This window comes from Nocardia sp. NPDC059764, from assembly GCF_042732555.1.
Lineage (GTDB): Bacteria > Actinomycetota > Actinomycetes > Mycobacteriales > Mycobacteriaceae > Nocardia.
The window spans coordinates 1-22,129 of sequence record NZ_JBHWHH010000096.1; the positions used below are offsets into that span (position 1 = coordinate 1).

The 22,129-nt window shown below is 67.8% G+C and carries 22 protein-coding genes; 15 read left to right on the forward strand and 7 right to left on the reverse strand.

The features are described from left to right. The 3 genes from ACFV4K_RS21320 to ACFV4K_RS21330 form a co-directional block, all read left to right on the forward strand. The coding region (locus ACFV4K_RS21320) for an ATP-binding domain-containing protein (RefSeq protein ID WP_379277056.1) at positions 1-1,001 on the forward strand (1,001 nt) is incomplete at its 5' end. Between the two features lie 144 nt (positions 1,002-1,145). After that, a complete protein-coding gene (locus tag ACFV4K_RS21325; protein ID WP_379277057.1) occupies positions 1,146-1,988 on the forward strand; it encodes an alpha/beta fold hydrolase in 843 nt (280 codons plus the stop codon). A gap of 54 nt (positions 1,989-2,042) precedes the next feature. Further along, a complete protein-coding gene (locus ACFV4K_RS21330; protein WP_379277093.1) occupies positions 2,043-3,488 on the forward strand; it encodes a flavin-containing monooxygenase in 1,446 nt (481 codons plus the stop codon). 12 nt (positions 3,489-3,500) lie between these two features. On the opposite strand, the gene ACFV4K_RS21335 is transcribed toward ACFV4K_RS21330, so the two are convergent. After that, positions 3,501-4,280: an ankyrin repeat domain-containing protein gene (locus ACFV4K_RS21335; RefSeq protein WP_379277095.1), complete on the reverse strand. Its 780-nt coding sequence runs from the start codon at positions 4,278-4,280 to the stop codon at positions 3,501-3,503. Positions 4,281-4,489: 209 nt separating this feature from the next. Continuing rightward, positions 4,490-5,395 carry a DMT family transporter gene (locus ACFV4K_RS21340; RefSeq protein ID WP_379277059.1) on the reverse strand — a complete coding sequence of 302 codons (906 nt, stop codon included), beginning with the start codon at positions 5,393-5,395 and terminating at the stop codon, positions 4,490-4,492. A 292-nt stretch (positions 5,396-5,687) separates the two neighbouring features. On the opposite strand from ACFV4K_RS21340, the gene ACFV4K_RS21345 reads away from it, so the two are divergent. Further along, complete coding sequence (locus ACFV4K_RS21345) at positions 5,688-6,947, forward strand: glycosyltransferase (protein WP_379277061.1); 1,260 nt, start codon at positions 5,688-5,690, stop codon at positions 6,945-6,947. Positions 6,948-7,019: 72 nt separating this feature from the next. On the opposite strand, the gene ACFV4K_RS21350 is transcribed toward ACFV4K_RS21345, so the two are convergent. Next, positions 7,020-7,709 carry a TetR/AcrR family transcriptional regulator gene (locus ACFV4K_RS21350; RefSeq protein WP_379277062.1) on the reverse strand — a complete coding sequence of 230 codons (690 nt, stop codon included), beginning with the start codon at positions 7,707-7,709 and terminating at the stop codon, positions 7,020-7,022. A 100-nt stretch (positions 7,710-7,809) separates the two neighbouring features. On the opposite strand from ACFV4K_RS21350, the gene ACFV4K_RS21355 reads away from it, so the two are divergent. The 3 genes from ACFV4K_RS21355 (at position 7,810) to ACFV4K_RS21365 (ending at position 11,547) form a co-directional block, all read left to right on the forward strand. Continuing rightward, positions 7,810-9,381, forward strand: coding sequence for a succinic semialdehyde dehydrogenase (locus ACFV4K_RS21355; protein ID WP_379277064.1), 1,572 nt, complete (start codon positions 7,810-7,812; stop codon positions 9,379-9,381). Positions 9,382-9,415: 34 nt separating this feature from the next. Further along, on the forward strand, positions 9,416-10,243 hold the full coding sequence (locus ACFV4K_RS21360) for an SDR family NAD(P)-dependent oxidoreductase (RefSeq protein ID WP_357277212.1): 828 nt from the start codon (positions 9,416-9,418) through the stop codon (positions 10,241-10,243). 413 nt (positions 10,244-10,656) lie between these two features. Then, a complete protein-coding gene (locus ACFV4K_RS21365; protein ID WP_379277066.1) occupies positions 10,657-11,547 on the forward strand; it encodes an SAM-dependent methyltransferase in 891 nt (296 codons plus the stop codon). A 163-nt stretch (positions 11,548-11,710) separates the two neighbouring features. On the opposite strand, the gene ACFV4K_RS21370 is transcribed toward ACFV4K_RS21365, so the two are convergent. Further along, positions 11,711-11,926, reverse strand: coding sequence for a hypothetical protein (locus tag ACFV4K_RS21370; protein WP_379277067.1), 216 nt, complete (start codon positions 11,924-11,926; stop codon positions 11,711-11,713). 127 nt (positions 11,927-12,053) lie between these two features. Here ACFV4K_RS21370 and ACFV4K_RS21375 point away from each other — a divergent pair, with 127 nt between their 5' ends. Then, positions 12,054-12,755 (forward strand): suppressor of fused domain protein, encoded by a 702-nt coding sequence (locus tag ACFV4K_RS21375; protein ID WP_379277068.1) that lies wholly within the window; start codon positions 12,054-12,056, stop codon positions 12,753-12,755. Between the two features lie 27 nt (positions 12,756-12,782). On the opposite strand, the gene ACFV4K_RS21380 is transcribed toward ACFV4K_RS21375, so the two are convergent. Next, positions 12,783-12,941, reverse strand: a complete 159-nt coding sequence (locus ACFV4K_RS21380) for a hypothetical protein (protein ID WP_379277070.1) — start codon at positions 12,939-12,941, stop codon at positions 12,783-12,785. Between the two features lie 18 nt (positions 12,942-12,959). On the opposite strand from ACFV4K_RS21380, the gene ACFV4K_RS21385 reads away from it, so the two are divergent. Beyond that, positions 12,960-13,613: a hypothetical protein gene (locus tag ACFV4K_RS21385; RefSeq protein WP_379277071.1), complete on the forward strand. Its 654-nt coding sequence runs from the start codon at positions 12,960-12,962 to the stop codon at positions 13,611-13,613. 21 nt (positions 13,614-13,634) lie between these two features. Here ACFV4K_RS21385 and ACFV4K_RS21390 read toward each other — a convergent pair whose 3' ends face one another. Beyond that, a complete protein-coding gene (locus ACFV4K_RS21390) occupies positions 13,635-13,949 on the reverse strand; it encodes a hypothetical protein (RefSeq protein ID WP_379277073.1) in 315 nt (104 codons plus the stop codon). On the opposite strand from ACFV4K_RS21390, the gene ACFV4K_RS21395 reads away from it, so the two are divergent. From ACFV4K_RS21395 to ACFV4K_RS21420, 6 genes are all read left to right on the forward strand, one after another. Further along, entirely contained in the window at positions 13,929-14,243 is a 315-nt protein-coding gene (locus ACFV4K_RS21395; RefSeq protein ID WP_379277074.1) for a Scr1 family TA system antitoxin-like transcriptional regulator, read from the forward strand. The genes ACFV4K_RS21390 and ACFV4K_RS21395 overlap by 21 nt on opposite strands. Before the next feature lie 2 nt (positions 14,244-14,245). Continuing rightward, a complete protein-coding gene (locus ACFV4K_RS21400; RefSeq protein WP_379277075.1) occupies positions 14,246-14,458 on the forward strand; it encodes a DUF397 domain-containing protein in 213 nt (70 codons plus the stop codon). A 189-nt stretch (positions 14,459-14,647) separates the two neighbouring features. After that, positions 14,648-15,832, forward strand: a complete 1,185-nt coding sequence (locus tag ACFV4K_RS21405) for an SPFH domain-containing protein (RefSeq protein WP_379277077.1) — start codon at positions 14,648-14,650, stop codon at positions 15,830-15,832. A gap of 901 nt (positions 15,833-16,733) precedes the next feature. Then, positions 16,734-17,798: a hypothetical protein gene (locus tag ACFV4K_RS21410; RefSeq protein WP_379277078.1), complete on the forward strand. Its 1,065-nt coding sequence runs from the start codon at positions 16,734-16,736 to the stop codon at positions 17,796-17,798. Positions 17,799-17,823: 25 nt separating this feature from the next. Beyond that, positions 17,824-18,324, forward strand: coding sequence for a hypothetical protein (locus tag ACFV4K_RS21415; protein ID WP_379277080.1), 501 nt, complete (start codon positions 17,824-17,826; stop codon positions 18,322-18,324). A gap of 265 nt (positions 18,325-18,589) precedes the next feature. Then, positions 18,590-21,019, forward strand: coding sequence for a sulfatase-like hydrolase/transferase (locus tag ACFV4K_RS21420; protein WP_379277096.1), 2,430 nt, complete (start codon positions 18,590-18,592; stop codon positions 21,017-21,019). 165 nt (positions 21,020-21,184) lie between these two features. Here the strand turns inward: ACFV4K_RS21420 and ACFV4K_RS21425 are convergent, their stop codons facing one another. Beyond that, entirely contained in the window at positions 21,185-21,862 is a 678-nt protein-coding gene (locus ACFV4K_RS21425; protein ID WP_379277082.1) for a class I SAM-dependent methyltransferase, read from the reverse strand. Positions 21,863-22,129 lie beyond the last annotated feature (267 nt).

Genomic DNA, 22,129 nt, shown 5'->3' on the forward strand with positions numbered 1-22,129 from the left:
CAGCCTCCATGGTGTCGCTGACCATGATGAGCCGGCTGCTGCCCGCGGTCCGGCCGGACGCGCGGCTCGTACTGGTCGGCGACCCGGACCAGTTGGCGTCGGTCGACGCGGGCGCGGTGCTCGCTGACCTGGTGGCCGGACCGGTCCCGGGACAGGCGAATCCGGCGCTGGATCGCATTCTCGGCGGAGACTTGCAGGCGACAGCCGCGCATCCGGACGCGCTGTCCGGGCGCGAACGGGAACGGCTGCGCGGCGGCATCGTCCGATTGACCCGCGGTCGCCGCTTCGGTGGACGGATCGCGGAACTGGCGGTCGCCATTCGCGCGGGTGACGCCGACGGCGCGCTCGCCCTGCTCGCCGACGGCGGTGACGAACTGTCGCTGCACGCGCCCGACGACATCGCCGGCGTGCGCGCGGATGTGCTGCGGGCCGCACGCGAAGCCACCGACGCGGCGCTCAAGGGTGACGCGACCGCCGCGCTCACCGCCCTCGAATCGCATCGACTGCTGTGTGCGCACCGGCAGGGCCCGGCCGGTGTCGAACGCTGGGACCGGCTGGCGGCGGGCTGGGTGATCGGGGCGGGGATCAGCGCCGATCCCGGTGCCGGGCACTGGTATCCGGGGCAGCCGCTGCTGGTCACCGCCAATGACCACGAGGCGCGGATCTACAACGGCGACACCGGTGTCATCGTGCGCGCGCCCGACGGGACGCTGCGCGCGGCGCTGCAGCGCGGCACCGAGCCGTACCTGGTCCATCCCACCCAGTTCCCCGGGGTGACCACCGTCTACGCCATGACGATTCACCGCAGCCAGGGCAGCCAGTACGACACCGTGTCGACGGTGCTGCCCGGGCCCGAATCGACGCTGCTCACGCGAGAGCTGCTGTACACGGCCGTGACCCGGGCCCGCAAGCACGTGCGGATCCTCGGGACCGAGGAATCCATCCGGTCGGGCATCGCGCGCCGCGTCCTGCGGGCGAGCGGCCTGCGCAATCGGGAGTGATTCGGGGCCGGGACACGCTGCGGGGGTGCGAAGTTCTGTCGGGCGTGGGCGTGGCGGCCGGGGCGGCGTAGCGTGAGCGGTGCTCGATGCCGCTGTCGCCGTGGTCCTTCTGAGCCGGGCGGCCCGACAAGGGGAGGGCTTGTCATGGTCGATTTCGACGCTGAACCGAGCGTGGACTCCGTGGTGTCGGAGGACGGGACCCGGATCACGTACCTGAGCAGGGGCAGCGGGCCCGCCGTGATCGTGATTCCGGGCGTGCTGGCCCTGGCGAGCGGATACGAGCGGTTCGCAACGGCCCTGGCCGGCGCGTTCACCGTGCACACCATCGAGCGGCGGGGGCACGGGGAGAGCGGGCCGCAGCGCCCCGGGCACGGGGTCGAGGACGACTGCGCGGATGTGCGAGCGCTCCAGGACAAGACGGGCGCGGCATATCTGGTCGGGCACAGCTACGGGGGATTCGTGGCGCTCGAGGCGGCGCGGAAGAACACGGGGATCGCGAAGGTCGCGGTGTACGAGCCGGGACTGTCGGTGAACGGGTCCATGCCATTGGGATGGATGGACGACTACGAGAAATACCTCTCCCAAGGCAAACCCCTCGAGGCCTTCATCGAGTTCCTGCGGGCGATCGGGCCGGATGCCGTCCGGAAGACGCCGCGGTGGATGTTCCGGCGCATGATGCCGGTCATGATGAAAGCGCCCGAGAAGGACGAGGTCATCGCGCAGCTGCCGCAGAATCTGGTCGAGCATCGGCAGTACGCGCGGTTCGACAGCACGTATCGGAATTACGCGGAGATCAGCGCCGAGGTGCTGCTCGTCGACGGGGACAAGGACCGGCGGGCATGGACCACCTCCGACCAGGAGCTACTCGCCTCGGTGATCCCGCACAACGAGCGCGTCACCGTGCCTGGGCTGGACCACTTCGGTATCGACAAGGGAGCGCCGGACCGGGTGGCGGGCGTGATCGGGGAATTCTTGTCGCGTTCGTAGTGGCATCGGGCCCTGCGCTCGCGGCGTGAAGAATACGCTGGGGGAATGGCCACCATGCCGGAGCACGTCGACGTGCTCATAGTCGGGGCCGGACTGTCCGGCATCGATGCCGCCTACCATGTGCAGCGCGCCTTTCCCGGGCGCACCTACGCCGTGTTGGAGGCGCGGGAGGCCAGTGGCGGCACTTGGGACCTGTTCCGCTATCCGGGCATTCGCTCGGACTCCGACATGTTCACCCTCGGCTATCGATTCCGTCCGTGGCTGGGGGAGAAGGCCATCGCCGACGGCGACGACATCCTGGCGTACCTGCGTGACACCGCCGCAGAGAACGACATCGACCGCCACATCCGATACAGGCATCGGGTGGTGCGGGCCGAATGGTCCTCGCAGCGCAACCGCTGGACCGTGACCGCCGACCACGACGGGGAACCGGTCACCCTGACCGCCGACTTCCTGTTCAGCTGCTCGGGCTACTACCGCTACGACGAGGGATACACCCCGGATTTCCCGGGCACGGAACGTTTTTCGGGCCCTATCATCCATCCGCAGCACTGGCCGGAGTCGGTCGACGTGGCAGGCAAACGGATCGTCCTCATCGGCTCGGGCGCCACCGCGATCACCCTCGGTCCCGCGCTGGTCGAGCAGGGCGCGCATGTGACCATGCTGCAACGCTCCCCGTCCTACATCATCTCGATGCCCGCCCGCGACGGCCTCGCCGACCGCGCCCGCAAGCTCCTGCCCACCCGCGCCGCGTACGCGGTGGCTCGCGCCAAGAACGTCGCCCTCAGCACCGCGATGTATCAACTGTCGCAACGCTATCCGACGCGCATGCGGGCCTGGATCCGCGGTTGGCAGCAGCGCTGGCTCCCCGAGGGTTTCGACATCGACACCCACCTCAACCCCAATTACAAGCCGTGGGACCAGCGGCTGTGCCTGTCACCCAACGGCGACTTCTTCCGGGCCATCCGCCAGGGCAAGCTGGACCTGGTCACCGACCGCATCGCCACCTTCACCGAATCCGGTCTGCGCCTCGAATCCGGCCGCGATCTCGACGCCGATATGGTCATCACCGCCACCGGCCTCAACCTGATCCCCTTCGGCGGCCTCGCCCTCGCCGTGGACGGTCACGACATCAACCTTCCCGACACCATGGCCTACAAGGCGATGATGCTGTCGGGCATCCCTAATTTCGCCTTCATCATCGGCTACACCAACGCCTCCTGGACCCTGAAGGCGGACCTGGTGTGCGAATACGTCGTCCGCCTGCTGCGCCACATGGACGCCGAGGGCTACACCAAGGCCACCCCGGTCCGCGACCCCGCCATCGGCTCGGCCCCCTTCCTCGATTTCGAGCCCGGCTACGTGCTCCGCTCCCTCGATGTCCTCCCCAAACAGGGCACACGCGCCCCCTGGAAACTCCACATGAACTACCTCCGCGACCTGCCCGCCCTCCGCTACGGCAAGATCACCGACCCCGCCATCCACTTCGAACGCGCCTAGTGTCGTGTCAGGTCACCGGGGTTTCACCAGCGCCGCGATCTCGGTGAATCCGCGACGCACCGCGTGGTCATAGGCCGTGCGCCCCTTGGCATCACGAATCGAGACGTTCGCGCCATTGTCCACCAGCACCCGGACGATATCGCGGTACACGGCGCTGCCATTGCCGTAGTAGACGGCTTCGAGGAGCGCGGTCCAGCCCAGATCGTTCACGTGATCGATGTCGATATCGGTCTGCCGCAGCACCTCTCGCACGTAATCGAGATGCCCTTTCTCCGCGGCCGGGATCAGCGCGTTGCCGCCGAACCGATTTCGCAATGTCAGATCCGGTTGCGCGGGCAGCAGCAACTCCATCATGGTGACGCTGCCGGTGACCCCGGTATTCACCCAGGGACTCTCTCCGCGATCATCTTTCGCGTCCGGGTCCGCCGCGAATTCCATCAGCACCTTGGCCACCGGCACATTGTCATCCAGCACGGCGATCATCAAGGGAGTCCGCCCCGACCCATCCCAGGTCTCCACCTGCGCCTTCTGATTCAACGCGGCCCGAACCCCGTCCGCGTCCCCGTCTTTGGCCGCCCTGAGCAACGCCCGGTTCGCCTGCGCCACCGGCACATCGGCCGGTCCCGAACCACCGTTGTCGGACATCATCACCGATCCGTTCTGTGTCTGCCGACTCGTCTCCGCGCGATCCTTCGCCTCCGGCTCGGCCGAGCACGCGGTTACGAGCACCGCCCCGGCCACTACCGCCACCCCGACCTGGACTCCCCGAGCACGCCACCACGAGGTCCCCATCACCGCTGCTCCATCCGTCGACCCAATTGCCTGCCCCTCCCATGCTCCGCACCCCCACCCACGCCCGAATCGGTGCACCGGCTCCTTCTCCCACCCCCATCCGGCCGACACCCGCATCAACCGATCGGCTGACCGCGCCGAACGGAACCCGCCCCTCCTCGAACTCGAATCCACCGACTAACCGCTAGCCGTCGAGCACCGAACCGGTATCACCCGCGCCCGAGTCCAGTCGATCGCCGAACAACTCCGCCACTGACACCGCCGACCTGCACCACCGTCGCGCCGATCACCATGATGACCGCGCCGATGATCTGGGCCCGATGGAGGGACTGGCCCAGGAGCAGCCACGCCAGGACAGCGGCGGCCAAGGGCTCGACCACGGCCAGCACGCTGGCGGCGATCGGAGTCAGCTCTCGCAGGGCCCGGAGCCCGGCCAGGTAGGGCACGGCGGTGCCCACGGCAGCCAGGATCAGCAGTACCAGCCATGCGGGCAGGTGCTGGTCGCCGAGCGCGATCGGGGCTGTGAGCAGATCGGAGGAGAACGTCCATGGCGGAGCGATCACGGTGACCGCGACGGCTCCGACCACCAGGCCGGTCGCGGTGAACCCGGACGGGTCGGTTCGGCGGGCACCGTACTCACCGAGGAGGAAGTAGGCGGCCGAGCAGATCGCCGAACCGAGCCCCGCCGCGAGGCCGACGACATGCAGGCCGGTGGACTGCCAGGGTTGGGCAACGATGGCCAATCCGGCAATGGCGAATGCGATTCCCGCCCAGACCGACCCGCGCAGGCGCACGCCGCGGGCGATGCGCATCCACAATGCGACGAATGCGGGGGCGAGGTTGACGAGAACGATCGCCACCCCGACCGGGATTTCGGCCACCGCGACGAAGAACAAGAGCTGAACGCCCGCAACACCGAGCAGTCCATAAGCGAACGGTAGCCAGAGGTCCGACCGTGAGAACCGGAGCGCTTGCGGACGCAGCCAGGCCACAATCGGCAACAACAGCACCGCGGCCAGGACGATTCGCGCCGATGTCACCGCCGCCGGGTTCCAGCCGGCCACCATCATGGCCTTGGCCAAGGGGCCCGAGCCGGCGAACAACACCCACGACAACAGGCTCCATCCGGTCGCCTGAACGCGGATCGAAATCCGGCCTGTCCTTTCCGTGAGGGCCACGGCTGGATTGTGAACCCGGCACCACGAGCCCGGCCAGCGGATTTCCAGGGGTGCTCGTCGTCCGCGGATACCCCCGCCAGGGGTACCGGCGGCGAGCGGTGGACGGGCCGGTGGTGGCGGGTTCCAGATGCACGCATGACTGGGGCATTCGATCAGTTGCCAAGTGGCAGTGCGCATTCGATATTCGAGGGGTGACATCGATCGGGTCTCGTCGGGCAGGAGTTGACGCGTGAGCAAGTTGGTTATTGCGGCGATGGGGACCCGGGGGGACGTGGCGCCACTGCTGGATGTGGCGTTGCGATTGCGGGATGCGGGGCATGAGGTGGTGGTTGCCGCGCATTGTTTGTTCCGCGAGTTGATCACCGAGGCGGGGCTCGAATTTCGGCTGATGGGGGCCGATGTCGAGGTGGACGAGTCGGATCCGTTCAATGTGGATCTGAGCGGGCACGAGGATCTGGTGGTGCCGGAGAAGCTGGCCTGGCCGGAGGGGCAGCGGTTTCTGGGGAACGGATTGATCGAGGCGCTGATCGATGAGCCGATGGATGCGCTGCTGCTCAGTCCGATCACCGAGTTCTCGGGATTCCAGCTCGCCGAGGCGAAGGGGATTCCGGCGATCGGATTGCGGCTGTTTCCCTTGTCGGCGACCACGCAGCATCCGCCGAGTCTGGTCGGGGACAAGGACTTCGGGGGGTTCCGGAACCGGCTGACGGCCGATGTCGGGGCATGGGTGTTCGACACCGTGTATCGCGGACCGGTCGCCGACTTCCGGCGGGACCTGGGGCTGCCGAAGGTGTCCGCCCGCACACTGCGGCGTCGGCGCACCGCGTCGGAATGGCCGGTGCTGCACGGCTATTCGCCGAGTGTGTCGCCGCGGCCCGCGGACTGGCGTCCGGGGCTCGAGGTCACCGGCTATTGGTGGCCGCCGCGGCCCCTCGACTGGGAGCCGCCCACCGAACTCGTGGACTTCCTCGAATCCGGACCGCCCCCGGTGTTCGTCGGATTCGGCAGCACCACCGAAGGTCGCGACCGTCGCGCCGAATTCTCGGAGCTGCTGAACGAGACGCTGCGGCGGTTCGGCGGCCGCGCACTCGTACAGACGGGCTGGATGAACCTCGACATCAGCGGTGATGACGTCATGACCATCGGCAGTGTGCCCTACGACTGGCTGTTCCCGCAGGTCGCCGCCGCGATTCACCACGGTGGCGCCGGAACCACCTCGGCCAGCCTGCGCGCGGGCATGCCGTTCGCCGCCGTCCCCGGCCAGGCGGACCAGGGCTTCTGGGCGCGGCGGATGCGCGAACTCGGCGTCAGCCCGGCGACCATCGCGCAGCGGGAACTCTCGGTCGACGGCCTGGTCGCCGCCCTGCACGCGATGACCACCGACAGCTTCTACCGCGACAATGCCACCCGGCTGGCGGAACGGATCGCCCAGGAGGACGGCGCGGGCACCGCGGTCAAGGCCATCGAAGCCCACCTCGACGCCTACTGAACCCGCTTCGAATCGGTTCAGTGCGTACGTCATTCGACCGCCGGCCCGGGTCAACCAACGAGATGGCCCGGATCAGGCGGATTCGAACAATCCCGGAACGGTGAGCGCGTACTCGACGTCCTGGCGGGTGCCGAGCATGGTGAGCACGCCGCGAATCATGGTCAGTCGGGCGGCGTCGATGGTGGCATGATCGGGTTCGCCGTGCGGGGCCGCGGCCGAGATGCGGAAGACGACGTATTCGCAGGTGTGCAGCGCGGTATCGAGTTCGAGGTCGGTGGGGGCGGGCCGACCCAACCCGGTGATCTTGTTGCGCACCAGGACCCGAATGTCGTCGACCACCCGATTCCGGTACTCCGACACCGGTGAACTCGGATCGTGCAATTCGGCGAACAACGGCGCCAGCATCGAGCCGTGACCGCCCGCCCAGTGCAGATACGCCTCGATCATGTTGATACCGAGCTCGACCGGCTCCTCGGTGCGTTCCAGAGCTGACCGGATACCCCCGACGAGGTCGTCATTGGAGACGGTGAGCACCGCGTGCAGCGGCTCGGTGGCGTTGGCGAAATACCGATAGAAGGTCGGCCGGGCCAGTCCGGCCTGCTCGATGATGCGGGCCACGCTCAGCCCGCGGGACCCGTGCGCGGCGAACACCTCGGCGGTTGCCAGCACGATGCGGGCGCGCACCTGGTCGGCCTGCTGCTCCGTCTGCGGGGGGCGGCCGCGGCGGGCGGGGGTGGCCTTGTCCGCCGAAGGGCTTGACATCGCATGCGTCACGTCTATTAATCTAACACTAGTGTTCATGTAACACTGGTGTTCATTTAATAGTGAGCTCCCCGGATCCGACTCTTCGAGAGGGCGACCAATGACGACTGCCCCGCAGCTCGCGACTGCCGATGCGCTGCCTTTTGACCTGGTCCAGCGCCTGCTCGGCCATGCCGTCGCGGGCGGTGCGCCCTCGGTCGAGGTGTTCGCGCCCGCCACCGGCGCCAAGATCGCCGACCTGCCGCAATCCTCGGTCACCGATATCGAGGCCGCCTTCGCCACCGCGCGCGCCGCGCAGGCCGAATGGGCGAAGGTGCCGGTCGGGGAACGGGCCGCCCTGCTGCGCCGCATCCACGATCTGGTGCTGGCCGAGCAGGACACCATCCTCGACATCGTGCAGCTCGAGACCGGCAAGTCCCGGGTGCACGCCTTCGACGAGGTGTCCGATGTCGCGGTGAACTCCCGCTACTACGCCGCCGAGGGCAAATCGATTCTGGCGCACCGCAAGCCGCGCGGCGTCATGCCGGTGCTCACCCAGGTGGAGGTGCGCAACCGGCCCAAGGGCGTGGTCGCGGTCATCTCGCCGTGGAACTACCCCCTCGCCCTGGGCGCCTCCGACGCGTTGCCCGCGTTGCTCGCCGGTAACGCCGTCATCGGGCGGCCGGACAATCAGACCGCGCTGACCCTGCTGTGGGCCATCGACATCGCCGAGCGGGCGGGCCTGCCCAAGGGCCTGTGGCAGGCCGTGCTCGGGCGTGGCGCGGTCGTCGGCACCGAGGTCATCGCGCGCGCCGACTACGTCGACTACACCGGGTCCAGCGCCACCGGCCGCACCATCGCCCAGCAGGCGGGGGAGCGGCTGATCGGCTACTCGCTCGAACTGGGCGGCAAGAACCCGCTGCTGGTGCTCGAGGACGCCGATGTCTCCGCCGCCGCCAAGATCGCGGTGCGCGCCTGCTTCGCCTCCGCCGGGCAGCTGTGCGAGTCGATCGAGCGAATCTACGTGCACGACAAGGTGTACGACCGGTTCGTCCGCGAATTCGTCGGGCACACCAAGGGGCTGACGCTCGGCAAGACCCTCGACTTCGGCTACGAGATCGGATCGCTGACCTTCCCGCGCCAGATCGACAATGTCTCCACGCACGTCGACGACGCCGTCGCCAAGGGCGCGACCCTCCTCGCCGGCGGCAAGGCGCGCCCGGACCTGGGCCCGTACTTCTACGAGCCCACCATCCTCGAGGGCGTGCGCGAAGGCATGACCGTCTACCGCGAGGAGACCTTCGGACCGGTCGTGTCGCTGTACCGCGTGCACAGCGACGACGAGGCCGTCGCGCAGGCCAACGACACCGCCTACGGCCTCAATGCCAGTGTGTGGAGCCGCGACACCGCCCGCGGCCGCGAGGTGGCCGCCCGCGTCAACGCCGGATCGGTGAACGTGAACGAGGGCTTCATCGCCGCGTGGGGTTCGGTCGCCGCGCCGTCGGGCGGACTCGGCATCTCCGGCACGGGTCGCCGCCACGGACCCGAGGGCCTGCTGAAATACATCGACACCCAGACCATCGCGGTGCAGCGGGTGCTGCCCATCGCGCCGCTGCCGGGCATGTCGGAGCAGCTGTGGGCCAAGACCATGACGCTCTACCTGAACGTCATGAAGACACTGCGGCAGAAGTGATTCCGCCGACCATTCGACAGGGGTACAGAGGGGTATGAAGTCCGTAGCCGGTAAGAAGGTCCTGGTCACCGGGGCCGCCATGGGTCTGGGCAAGTCGTTCGCGCGCCGCGCGGTGGCCGAGCAGGCCGCCGACGTGGTGCTGTGGGACGTCAACGAGACGGCGCTGAAGGAGACCGCTGCCGAGTTGGCGGCCCTGGGCGGCAGCCGGATTCACCACTATGTGGTGGACGTGTCCGACCGCGACGCCATCGCCGAGGCGGGCGCGGCCGTGCGCGCCGAGGTCGGCGGCATCGACGTGCTGGTCAACAACGCCGGCATCGTGCGCGGCAACGGCTACTTCTGGGAGACCGCGAACAAGGCCGACATCGACAAGACGATGGCGATCAACTCGCTGGCCCCCATGTACATCACCCTCGAGTTCCTGCCCGCCATGGTCGCCAACACCGGCGTCGAGGCGCGGGTGCTCAACATCGCCTCCTCCGCGGGCCTGGTCTCCAACCCGCGCATGAGCGTGTACGCCGCCTCCAAGTGGGCGGCCCTGGGCTGGTCGGACTCGGTCCGCCTGGAACTCGAGCAGTCCGGCACCGACCACGTCAAGTTCACCACGGTGTGCCCGACCTACATCAACACCGGAATGTTCGACGGCGCCAAGGGTTTCTGGTTCACCCCGATCCTCGAGCAGGAGGAGGTGGTCGACACCTCCTGGACCGAGATGAAGAAGGGCTCCGCCCTGGTCGTCCTCCCCTGGACCTCCCGCCTCAACCGCGCGATCTCCGGCCTTCTCCCGCTGAAGCTACGCGACTTCTATCTCAACACGGTGGGCGTCTACCACTCGATGGACGAATTCACCGGGCGCAAGTAGGGATTCGCGCCGAACGGCAACGCGCTCCGTCGCGACGCACCGACACCACCCGGCCGCCTGGTCCGGGTGGTGTTCGCTATCGGGGCCCGGTGCGGATCGATATAGAATTCACCCGGGCCGGAGACGCGGCAGACTTCCTACCATTGAGGATGCCTGAACATTGCTGAAAGTCAGAACTGACGGCTTTTCGGGGACATGGCGGAGAATCCCGGACTGATCCCCAGATTGTCGTTGTCCTCATCTTCGTGGTGCAAAGGGATGTCGCGTGCATACGCGCCGGACTTGGCGACGGAAGGTGTCTGGTTGGTTGCCGGAGCTTCCGTATCGGCGCAGAATCGACTGGGTTGACACTCGGGCGTTTGGCTCCGCTCGACATAACTCGGACGATCTCTGACACCAGTGGGGTGACCTTGATGCGAACCGAAGGGGATAGCTGGGACATAGTGACGAGCGTGGGCCTGACCGCCCTGGGCGTCGCCGCGTTTCGCGCACTCGAGACGGCCGATCCCGAGCCGATGATCCGCGACGACTACGCGGCGTGGTTCGTCGAAGCAGCCGGTGAATCGCACTTCGTCGACATGCTGGCCGACCCGGAGTCGGTGGGCGAGGTCAGGCGGTTCGGGCGGTTCATGGGTGTTCGGACGAGGTTTTTCGACGAGTTCTTCGCTGCGGCGTTTCAGCGGGGTGTGCGGCAGGCGGTGATCCTGGCGTCCGGCCTGGATGCGCGGGCGTACCGGCTGGAATGGCCCGCGGGCGCGGTCGTCTTCGAGATCGATCAGCCCCGGGTGCTGGAGTTCAAGGACCGGGTTCTCGCCGAACACGGTGCCGTGGCGAAGGCTGATCGCCGCGTGGTGGCGGTCGATCTGCGCGACGATTGGCCGGCTGCGCTCGTCGCCGCCGGATTCGATCCGGGTCAGCCGACCGTGTGGTCGGCCGAGGGGCTGTTGCCGTTCCTACCGGGTCCCGCGCACGACGCCTTGTTCGAACGCATCGACGCGCTGTCCGCGCCCGGCAGCAGTGTGGCCTCCGACGACTTCAGCCGCGGCTTGGACCCGCAACACTTCGCCGATACGGAGGAGAAGTTCTTCGGCAGCAACCCCTTCGGCGACCTGGACGTCAGTGACCTCCTGTACGACGACGCCCGTGCCGATCCAGGCGACTGGCTGTCACGCCACGGCTGGTCGGTCCACATCACCACGCCTGTCGACCTCGCCGCCGCCTACGCCCACCCGGTCACCGACCTGCCCGCCGAATTGCTCGACCTCATGCGGCAGGGGCAGTACTCGCGCGCCGAGAAGCGCTGAACCTGGGGGCATGCACCGGCACGGAACTCCTTCCCGCTGCGGCTCATTCGCCCCATCAATGCCTTCGAAGGCTATCCGGGCGCTCCGGCCGCTGCGGGTTCAGGAATGGCGGCGGCCCGCTCGATCCAAGCCGAGCGGGCCGTCCGTGGTGTGGCTGTCGGGGTTACGGCCAGCACCAGTCCAGGGTGGCGGAACCGGGGGTCGGGATGTGGAGGCAGATGGTGATCGAGATGTAGGGGGCGTCGATGTTCTGCAGCGCCGCGGGCTGGGCGGGGGCCGGGGCGGCGGGCTCGGCCGCGGAGGCGGATGGGGCCGCGAGGGTCAGCAGGGGGACTGCGAGTGCGGCTACTGCTGCCGAGCGGGCGATGGATGCCAGCATCTGGGTTCTACTCCTCCAGGTCGCGACTAGGGCGGCGCCAGTTGGTTGCTGACGGTTGTCCATGGCAGGTCAATTGGGCCGTGAGCGCTACGTTAACACCAGAAAACTGGTTTGCTGAAAAGTCTCTATGTCACTTGCCCGTGTTGACACTCGCCAGTGTGTCCACGCCGCGACGAAGCATGGGCGCCGCCAATTCGACACACTGCCGGACACTCCTGGCCGGCACCGTAGGCTCGCTGTCGTGGAGCACGACGAAGCCATCGAACGTCATGTCGAACAGCACTTCGGGCCGATCGAGTTCGTGATGCACGAGGTCGGCATGGCGGATCGCGTGCATGTGCTCGTGGTGGGGCCGACGGAACGGCGACCGTACCGGACGCTGGTCACCGAGGGGATGAGCGGACGGCCGATGCGAGTACCGGAGGGGGTGAGCCCCTTCGCCGAGTTGATGATCGGCTTGCCCGCGGATTGGCCGTTGGCGGAGGATGGCGGGTCGTGGCCGGTTCATGTGCTGAAGTACTTGGCTCGGTTCCCGCACGAACGCGAGACGTGGCTCGGCGCATGGCATTTGGTACCGAACGGCAATCCGGTCCAGCCCTATGCCCTGGATACGCCGTTCGCGGGTGCGGTCGTGACTCCGATGCTCGACGTCGAACCGAAAGCCAGGGTCATCGAATCCAGCACGGCCATCAACCTTCTCGCCGTGGTGCCGCTACACGAGGACGAGGTAGCGCTGAAGATCGAACAGGGCACCGACGCCCTCATCGCGACGCTCGATCGAGGCGAGGTCAGCGAGGTGTTCGACCCGGATCGCCCCTGTCTGCTCTGAAGCTTCGAGGCCGAGGACTACAGGGGCTCAGCCCTCCGCGGGCCGATCGTCGAGACGGGCGTGGAGGCGGTCGCGGATCTCGTCGGGGGTGTAGGCGCGGCGTTTGCGTTCGGAGCGCACGATCACCACTCCGGTCGCCGCGACACCCGCGGCGCCTGCCAAGCCGAGCCACTTCCACCAGCGCATGCGCCTAGGCTAGCGGTTGTGTCACGCGAAGCGCTGTCGAGTGTCGGATTGGATGAAGCGGTTGATCTCACCAGGACCGGTGATCTGTGGCTGTTTCGGGGGCATTCCGGTGCCGACCGGGCGATTCGGGGATTGACCAACAGTCCGGTCAACCATGTCGGGATGGCCGTGGTGATCGATGATCTCCCGGCTCTGATCTGGCATGCCGAGCTCGGTCGTTCGCTGCCCGACGTCTGGTCGGGCAACAACCATCGCGGGGCCCAGCTGCACGATCTGCGGGCCGCGGTCATGCGCTGGGCCAACGTCTATGAGCAGCAGGCGTGGATCCGCCAGCTGGATCGGCCGGTCACCCGGGAGATGGAGGACGCCGCGCTGCGGATGGTGGCGAGGCTGGACGGCATGCCCTTCCCCTCCACCACCGCGCTCGCGGGACGGTGGCTGCGCGGCCGGTTACCGCGGGCGAAGCGGTCGAACCCGCCCGAAACCGCTGCGGGACTGGAGAACGCCTACTGCGCGGAGATCGTCGCCATGACCTACCAGGCCATGGGTCTGCTGCCGGAGAAGCGCCCGAACTGGTACGACCCGGGCCGGTTCTGGAGCGGTGACAACCTGCGCCTGGCCGACGGCTACCACCTCGGAGGGGAAATCGGGGTCAAGGTCCCCGCGGATTGATCCGTCGTCATCCGGAATGGTTCAGTTCATCGGCACGGTGTGACGGTCGAGGACGTCCTCGATCGGGCGGAGGCCGGTGTCGGGGTCCGTGGCCTCGGCGCCGTCGAGGATCGTGTCGAGGATGGCGGCGTGGTCCAGAGTCGCGGGGAGACGGCGGGATTCGCGGGCGCTGACGATGACCGCGTGCAGCACGGTCGCGTACACGCGAGAGCGGGGGACGATCAAGCGCCGGCCGTGGCGTTCACGGTCGCGCAGGCGAGCCTCGATGGCGTCGAGAACATCCTGGATGACCTGAATCTCGACCAGGTCCGGGTCATGGCAACGCAACTTCGGCATCTGGCCGACCTCGGCACTCGTCCGAACATCACGGTTCGCGTCGTGCCGTTCCAGGCGGGATTCCCACTCGGAACACCGGTCGGGCCGTTCGTAGCGCTCGACTTCAAGCCGGACGTGAAGGGCGTCGCGGAACCGACGGTCATCTATGTCGAGAGCTACACCGGCGATATGTACCTTGAGGGAGAGGCAGATGTCGGCAAATACCGTCGGGCGTTTGCGACGATCCAGCACGTCGCGATGGATGCGGTAACGAGTCGAAACATGCTGCGGCAGTGCGCAAGAAGGGAATCCTGAGGATGAACGAACGTCACCTTGCTGAAGCCGAGTGGTTCAAGAGCAGCCGCAGCTCTGGAAACTCGGAATGTGTGGAGGTCGCGTTCCTCGACGGGGGCATGGTCGGCATCCGGGACTCCAAGAATCCGACCGGTCCGGCGTTGGTGTTCGCGCCCGGCGAGTGGGACGCCTTCACCGCCGGCGTGGCGGGTGGGGGGCTCGGCGCGCCCGCCTGAGCCGCGCGGCGAACGGTAGCCGACTGCTATGGCCTGTGCGGGAAAGTCCGCGCGGGCCTTCGTCGTTCATGGATCATTAACACTGCTCGTGGTTGGCTCGATAGCCATCTGACGGTGACCGGCGCGTTGCTGTCCTGTGCCATACTCGGCGCGGGCTGCGGTCGCGCCTGAGGGAGGAAAGAGAGCTCGATGGGCCTGTTCGACATGATCCGCGGCGAATTCGTCGACATCATCGAATGGCTGGATGACAGCCGGACCACGTTGGCCTGGCGGTTTCCACGCTACGAGAACGAGATCAAGAACGGCGCGGAGCTGATCGTCCGGGAGGGGCAGCAGGCCGTCTTCGTGTATCGGGGTCAGCTCGCCGACAAGTACGGTCCCGGGCACTACACGCTGACCACCGAGAACATGCCGATCATGTCCACCCTGCAGGGGTGGCGGCACGGGTTCAACTCGCCGTTCCGGTCCGAGGTGTACTACGTCAATACCCGCGCGGTCACCGATATGCGGTGGGGCACACCGCAGCCCGTCACCGTGCGCGACCCCGACTTCCGGATGGTGCAGATCCGCGCCAACGGCACCGCGAACGTGCGGGTCACCGATATCGAGGTGTTCCTGCGGCAGATGATCGGCACCAATGCCGAGGTCGACGCCGAGGCGCTCAGCGAGCAGCTGCGGGCCAATGTCGCGCTGGCGTTCTCCGACATGGTGCTGGCCAGCGGGCTGGGAGCCATCGACCTGCAGGGCCGCCAGGTCGAATTGTCCGACAAGCTGCGCGAATTCGTGGGCCAGCGACTGTCCGGCTTCGGTGTCGGGGTCGAGGGCGTCACCATGAGCATCTCGCTGCCCGAGGAGATCCAGCAGGCCATGACCCGCGGCGTCGCGCGCGGCGTCGAGGCCGGCGGGTTCATGAACAATGTCGACCTCAACCGGTACCAGCAGATGCAGGCCGCCGACGCCATGCTCGCCGCCGCCCAGAACCCCGGCGGGGGAATGGGAGCCGCCATGCAGGCCGGCATGGGTGTCGTGCTCGGCGGGCAGATGGCGGGCGCCATGCAGGGCAGCATGCAGCCGCAACCCGGCTACGGCCAGCCCCAGCAGGGCGGCTACGCCCAGCCCGCGCCGCAGCAGGCCCCGCCGCCGCTGCCGGGCCAGCAGCAGTTCCACTTCGACAATGGCGGCCAGGCCGCGGGCCCGTTCCCGATCGACCAGCTACGCCAGTACGTTTCGGGCGGACAGCTGACCCGCGACACCAATGTGTGGGCGGAGGGCATGCCGGGCTGGGTCCCGGCCGCCACCGTCCCGGCGCTGCAGTCGCTCTTCGCGACTCCGCCGCCGCTGCCCGGCACTCCGCCGCCGCTGCCCCCGCAGTAACGGCGACCACCGCACCCGGATCCGCCCGGACCACCCCTCGGCCCCTGACAGCCGACGGGTCGGTTCGCCGTACCCGAGTCCGGTCACCCGCCCGATCGAACGCCCGACGACTCGGTGCGTCCCGAAACACCTTCCACCGCAATGGCGTGACCGTCGAGTCCGCCGCACCGAGTGAGCGCACATGAACGACCACCAGCCCCCACAGCGCCCCGCGGGCCCGCCCCCGCTCCCCGGCGGCGACGCCGCCCCGCACACCGCCGAACCCCGCCAGTGGACCCCTCCCGTCTCGGCCGACCCCGGCGCCGACGCGACGCCCCCGTCCGGCCCGCCGCCCCTCCCGGGCGCCGCGCAGCCCGGACGGACGATGCCACCGCCGATACCCGGCGCGGGAAACCCTGTGCCGCCCCCGCTTCCGCCGCGCGGCGCGACCGGTGTCCCGCCCATGCCCCGAGGTGCTGCGATGCCGCCGCCGCTGCCCGGCCAGTCCGGCATGGCGTCGTCGATGCCGCCCGCGTTTCCGGCATCGGGACCGGGACAAGCCCCTGTTCCGCCGCAGGCGTTGCAGGGTCCTGCCGGCGCTGCGCCCACTGGCGGGGGCGTGGGAATGGCTGTGCCACCGCCGCTTCCGGGTGGATTCGCGCCCAATGCGCCGATGCAGGCTCCGCTGGGTGCGATGCCGCAGCCGATGGTCGTTGCTCCGGTGTTCGTTCCCGCGGTGGGTGAGCCCGAGCAGGGGGCTGGAGGTCCTGTGCCGCAGGCGCAGCCGGTGGCGCCGGATCGGGCCATGTTGCACGGCACCGAGATGACTCGGACGTATCCGTGTTCGGCGTGTGGGGCCCAGTTGGTGTTCGATCCGGCGGGGCAGGATTTGTTGTGCCCGAGTTGCGGGAACCGGTCGCCGGTGACCGCGCCGAACGTGCCGGTGCAGGCTCGGGAGTTGGGGCCCGCGATGGCGGCGCTGCGGGAGTTGCAGGGGCAGGCGGCGGGGCCGCAGGTGACCGGCGAGTGGGAGGTGAAGTGTCAGAACTGCGGTGGGACCACGGGATTCAATGGGAGTCTGACCGCCACTCGATGCCCCTACTGCGCGACCCCGATTCAGCGTGATGACGTCCACAATGCGCCCGCCCGGCTGCCGGTGGACGGTGTCGTGCCGTTCCTGGTGGGGGAGAAGCAGGCTCGGGAACTGGTCGAGAAGTGGGTGTCGAAGCGGTGGTTCGCGCCGTCGAACTTCCGGAAGTACCGGCGGATCGGGGCCTTCTCGAGTCTGTATACCGCGTACTTCACCTATGACGCCGATACCGCGAGCTGGTATCAGGGTGAGCGCGGCGACGACTATCAGGTGCGGGTCGGCACCGACGAGGACGGCGATCCGATCTACGAGACCCACACGCGATGGCATCCGGTGGCCGGTGAGGTCGGCAACGAGTTCGCCGATCTGCCGGTGCTGGCCAACGAGAATCTGAACCGGGACCGGATCCGGTCGCTGGAGCCGTGGCCGGTGGAGCAGGCGCGCGCCTACTCGCCGGAGTTCGTGGCCGGGCACCTGTGCCGCACCTACGACAAGGACGCCGAGGAGTTGTTCCCGGAGGCGCAGCAGCGGATCGAGTCGGCCATCGAGTCGAGCGTGCGCGCCGACATCGGCGGCGACCATCAGCGCATCCACGAGCTGAACACCAACTGGAACTGGCTGGCGTACAAGCATGTGCTGCTGCCGATCTGGCTGCTGACGGTCGTCTACATGGACAAGACCTACCAGGTGTACATCAACGGCCTGACCGGGGAGGTGTCCGGTGACCGGCCGTGGAGCCGGGCGAAGATCATCGCCGCGATCCTGGCCGTGCTCGCGGTGATCGTCGCGGTGGTGGTGGCGTTCGCGGTCGCGCGCGGGCATCACACGCCGACCCGTCATCCGAGCGGGCCGAGCCATTCCACCGTCGTGCCCACGCGCCCCACCACCCATCGATAACCCACCGAGCAGAGCGGAACCGACCGTGTTGATCTTCGTAGCCGTCGCGCTGATCTTGATCGCGGCCGTGGCCGGTGGCATCGTCGTGGTGTCGCGCAGCCAGCGGGCCTCGACCGCCACCGCCAACCAGGTGGTGCCGGGCATGCCGACCCGGGCCCCGGCCTCGTGGGCGGGCTCGCACGACCCGGAGCCGCGCCTGCACCGTCGCCTGCGCGACGCCATCCGGACCCTGCACGCCGCCGACGCCCTCGACGACGCCACCACCATCGTGTTGCGCGCCGAACTCGAGCAGGCCGCACTGGCCTGGGACGACCGGTTGGTCGCCATGGCGGCCCTGCCCGCCGCCGCCCTGACCGAGCAGCGGGCGACCGCCACCCAGGCCGTCGAATCCATCGAAGCCGCGGTGGCGCAATATGTTTCGGCCGCCACCCAGCGCACCGCGGCCGAGGTGAACGCGGGGTTGACGGCGGCGCGGGCGCAACTCGACATCCAGGCCGAGATCCGTAAATCCCTCGAGGCGGGCTGAAGCCGCGGACACACCGTCTCCAGCTGACCGCGCCGACACCGGATCCCGCACGCCGAACTGCTCATGAACGACCTTCGGCTACTCGGAGAATGGTTGCGGCCGGGGACGACCATCGCACTACCCGAACCACCCGGTGTGCCTTGCACGTTTGCTTCCGGTTCGCCTCTAGCCTGCAGTAATGCAGCCGAGCGATGAGGATCAGAACCCGGAGGTCCGATCTGACCGCGAGACCGGGGCTCCCGGCGCCAAAGTGTCCAGGCGCGGGATGCTGCGCGGTATCGCGGCGGCCGGGGCGGGCGCCGCGGCCGCGGGCCCGCTGCTCGCCGCCTGCGGCAACTCGAACAGCGACGGGCCACCCGGATACGGGACCGGGATCAACGACGGCTTCGACGGCAAGATCGAACTCGACGTCCGCGACTCCACACCGGACTGGAAGCCGTTCGAGCTGAAGAAGGCCCCGGATGGCGCACCCAACATCCTGGTGATCCTGTTCGACGACACCGGTCTGGCGTCCTGGTCGCCGTACGGCGGGCGGATCAACATGCCGACCCTGCAGAAACTGGCCGACAACGGCCTGACCTACACCCAATGGCACACCACCGCCCTGTGCTCGCCCACCCGGTCCTGCTTCCTCACCGGCCGCAACCATCACGTCAACCGTTTCGCGTCGATCACCGAGGGCTCCACCGGATTCCCCGGCTCGGCCGCGCGGCTGCCGGCCCAATGCGCCACGATCGGGCAGGTCCTGCAGGACAACGGCTACAGCACCTTCTGGCTCGGCAAGGAACACAACGTTCCCGTGGAAGACGTCTCCAGCGGTGGCAGCAAATCGGAATGGCCGCTGCAGAAGGGGTACGACCGGTTCTACGGCTTCCTCGGCGGTGAGACCAACCAGTGGTACCCGGACCTGGTCGAGGACAACCGGTTCATCGACCAGCCCTACAGCCCCGAGCAGGGCTATCACCTGTCGAAGGACCTCGCCGACAACGCGCTCCGCATGCTGCGCGACCAGCGGTCGACCAATCCGTCGAAGCCCTGGTACATGTGGTTCTGCCCGGGCGCGAATCATGCGCCGCATCAGGTTCCCACCGAATGGGCCGACAAATACAAGGGCAAGTTCGACGACGGCTACGAGGCCTACCGCGACTGGGTGCTGGCCCGGATGATCGACAAGGGCATCATGCCCAAGGGCACGGCGATGACCCCGATCAACCCGTTACCCGAGGACGTGGCGGTTCCCGCGGACGCGATGCGGCCGTGGAACACCCTCAGTGCCGACGAGAAGCGTCTGTTCTCCCGCATGGCCGAAGTGTTCGCCGGATTCTCCGAATACACCGACATGCAGATCGGGCGCATCATCGACTATCTGGAGCAGACCGGCCAGATGGACAACACTCTCATCTTCTACTGCGCGGACAATGGCGCTTCCGGCGAGGGATCGCCGAACGGCTCGGTGAACGAGAACAAATTCTTCAATGGCTATCCCGACGATCTCGCCGAGAACATGGCGCTGCTCGACCAGTTGGGCACCCCGGCCACCTACAACCACTACCCGACCGGCTGGGCGGTGGCGTTCTCCACCCCGTTCAAGATGTTCAAGCGCTATTCGGAGTACTCCGGCGGCACCTGCGACCCGCTGATCATCCACTGGCCCAAAGGGATCAAGGCCAAGGGGCAGATCCGGCACCAATATCATCACGCGATCGACATCACGCCCACGATCCTGGATGTCATCGGGCTGGAGATGCCGAAGGAATACCGCGGTGTCAAGCAGTACCCGCTCAACGGTGTCTCGATGCGGTACACCTTCGACAACGCCGACGCACCCACCACCCGAAAACGCCAGTACTACGAGATGCTGGGGACCCGCGGTATCTGGGAGAACGGCTGGCGGGCCTCGGCGCTGCACGCGCCGATCAGCGACAAGGGGCACTTCGACCAGGACAAGTGGGAGCTGTACCACGTCGACGAGGACCGCTCGGAGTCGAAGAACCTCGCCGATCAGCATCCGGACAAGCTGAAGGAGCTGATCGCGGCCTGGGACGAGGAGGCCAGGGACAACTTCGTCCTGCCCCTCGACGATCGCACCGCGACCGAACTCCTAGCGGTCGAGCGGCCGAATCCGGAGCCGCCCCGCGACACCTACGTCTACTACCCCGATGCCGCGCCCGTGCCCGAGGCCATCGCGGTGAACATCCGCGGCAAGTCCTACAAGATCGTCGCCGACGTCGATCTCACCCCGCAGTCCGAAGGGGTGATCTTCGCGCACGGTTCCCGGTTCGGTGGGCATGTGCTGTTCGTCAAGGACGGTGTGCTGCACTACGTCTACAACTTCCTCGGCATCCCGCCCGAGCAGGATTTCGTCTCACCACCGCTGCCGACGGGCAAACACACGGTGGGCATGGAATTCGTGCGGGACAAGGCCGGCCAGTACGGCGAATCCTTGGGCACCACAACGCTCTACGTCGACGACAAGCCGGTCGCGACCGGACCGATGCGGGCCCAGGCCGGCACCTTCACCTTGACCGGCGACGGGCTCTGCGTCGGTTACGACAGCGGGGACAACGTCTCCCCGCAGTACCGGCACCCGGGGACGTTCACCGGAGGCACCGTTTACCGCGTCATCGTGAGTGTCGGCAAGGAGTCCTACAGCGACCTGCAGCGCGACGCGGCCAGAGCATTCGAAACCGACTGAGCGACGAACGGATCCGGGCCGAACCACACCGCCGGCCGGCTATAGGTGTAGCGCTGTACGGACGAGGTCGGCGATGGGTTCGGATCGGCTGTGTGGTGGCCAGGCGATGACGGTTGCGACGGGCGGTGCGTCGGGCACCGGCACAGTCACCGGCGAGGGTGCGTGCTACGTGGAAGTCGGAGATGGCTTGATGGCCACACCCGTGATCAGCGGTCGAACAATCGGGGGCATTCCCCGCCACGACATTTCTTGCACGTCGTCGAGCTTCAGCCCCGACGCCCGGATCCGTTCGAGGGTGGCGCGGTTGCAGTGGCAGCCTTCCGCGAACCGGCGCCACGGGCCGGCGAGGCGGTCTTGCCAAAGGGAAAGCCGCGGCGACTCGGAACGTACGTGCTCGAGAAACAGCAGCCGGCCACCAGGGCGCAACACGCGCCCGATCTCCCGCAACACCGGATCAGGGTCATCGACAGTGCACAACACGAGCGTTGAGACGACCGTATCCACGGTTCCATCCGCGAACGGCAATTGTTCCGCCGATGCGTCAAGCACGCGTGCGCGAAGTCGACTGCGACGCATCCTCCGCGTCAACCGTGTCCGCATCGCGGCCTCCGGTTCGGTCAAGATCAGCTCGTCGAGGCCATCCGGGTAGTACCCCAGGTTGAGGCCGGTACCGCTGCCAAGCTCGACCGTCCGCCCCCGCGCACGGCCGAGCAGATTTCGCCGACGAGCGCTCATCCCCGCCTTCTCGCCCATCCACAGCAGCGGGTCGTACAGCGCCGCGAAAACCCGGGCCCACAGGTCCGAGCCCTCCACACCCGCCGCCGGTACAGCGCCACTGCTCACAGATTCGACGTTACGCCTCGGGACAGCGTCGCGTATCCCGGCTTGTCGAGCGGGGCGATAGCGGCTACCGGTGCGCTACCCGTCGGCTAGGGCCACAAATCTCGGCTCCGGCTCTTCTGCGGGGACCGCAGCCGGACTGCGGTGCATCGATGCTCTGAGAAGCAGCCGGCCAGCAGTACAGGGCTTGGAACCGTCCAGCCGCCGGAAAGACGCGACACTCGGCATGAGCGAGCAGGCCGAACCGACAAGAACTGGCCTCCGGACCGC

What these genes read in the sequence shown, in the direction of transcription:
- ACFV4K_RS21325 (WP_379277057.1), top strand. Translation starts at nt 1,146, where the DNA reads ATGGTCGATTTCGACGCTGAACCGAGCGTGGACTCCGTGGTGTCGGAG.
- ACFV4K_RS21330 (WP_379277093.1), top strand. Translation starts at nt 2,043, where the DNA reads ATGCCGGAGCACGTCGACGTGCTCATAGTCGGGGCCGGACTGTCCGGC.
- ACFV4K_RS21335 (WP_379277095.1), bottom strand. Translation starts at nt 4,280, where the DNA reads ATGGGGACCTCGTGGTGGCGTGCTCGGGGAGTCCAGGTCGGGGTGGCG.
- ACFV4K_RS21350 (WP_379277062.1), bottom strand. Translation starts at nt 7,709, where the DNA reads ATGTCAAGCCCTTCGGCGGACAAGGCCACCCCCGCCCGCCGCGGCCGC.
- ACFV4K_RS21355 (WP_379277064.1), top strand. Translation starts at nt 7,810, where the DNA reads ATGACGACTGCCCCGCAGCTCGCGACTGCCGATGCGCTGCCTTTTGAC.
- ACFV4K_RS21360 (WP_357277212.1), top strand. Translation starts at nt 9,416, where the DNA reads ATGAAGTCCGTAGCCGGTAAGAAGGTCCTGGTCACCGGGGCCGCCATG.
- ACFV4K_RS21365 (WP_379277066.1), top strand. Translation starts at nt 10,657, where the DNA reads ATGCGAACCGAAGGGGATAGCTGGGACATAGTGACGAGCGTGGGCCTG.
- ACFV4K_RS21370 (WP_379277067.1), bottom strand. Translation starts at nt 11,926, where the DNA reads ATGCTGGCATCCATCGCCCGCTCGGCAGCAGTAGCCGCACTCGCAGTC.
- ACFV4K_RS21375 (WP_379277068.1), top strand. Translation starts at nt 12,054, where the DNA reads ATGTCACTTGCCCGTGTTGACACTCGCCAGTGTGTCCACGCCGCGACG.
- ACFV4K_RS21380 (WP_379277070.1), bottom strand. Translation starts at nt 12,941, where the DNA reads ATGCGCTGGTGGAAGTGGCTCGGCTTGGCAGGCGCCGCGGGTGTCGCG.
- ACFV4K_RS21395 (WP_379277074.1), top strand. Translation starts at nt 13,929, where the DNA reads ATGGCAACGCAACTTCGGCATCTGGCCGACCTCGGCACTCGTCCGAAC.
- ACFV4K_RS21390 (WP_379277073.1), bottom strand. Translation starts at nt 13,949, where the DNA reads ATGCCGAAGTTGCGTTGCCATGACCCGGACCTGGTCGAGATTCAGGTC.
- ACFV4K_RS21400 (WP_379277075.1), top strand. Translation starts at nt 14,246, where the DNA reads ATGAACGAACGTCACCTTGCTGAAGCCGAGTGGTTCAAGAGCAGCCGC.
- ACFV4K_RS21405 (WP_379277077.1), top strand. Translation starts at nt 14,648, where the DNA reads ATGGGCCTGTTCGACATGATCCGCGGCGAATTCGTCGACATCATCGAA.
- ACFV4K_RS21420 (WP_379277096.1), top strand. Translation starts at nt 18,590, where the DNA reads ATGCTGCGCGGTATCGCGGCGGCCGGGGCGGGCGCCGCGGCCGCGGGC.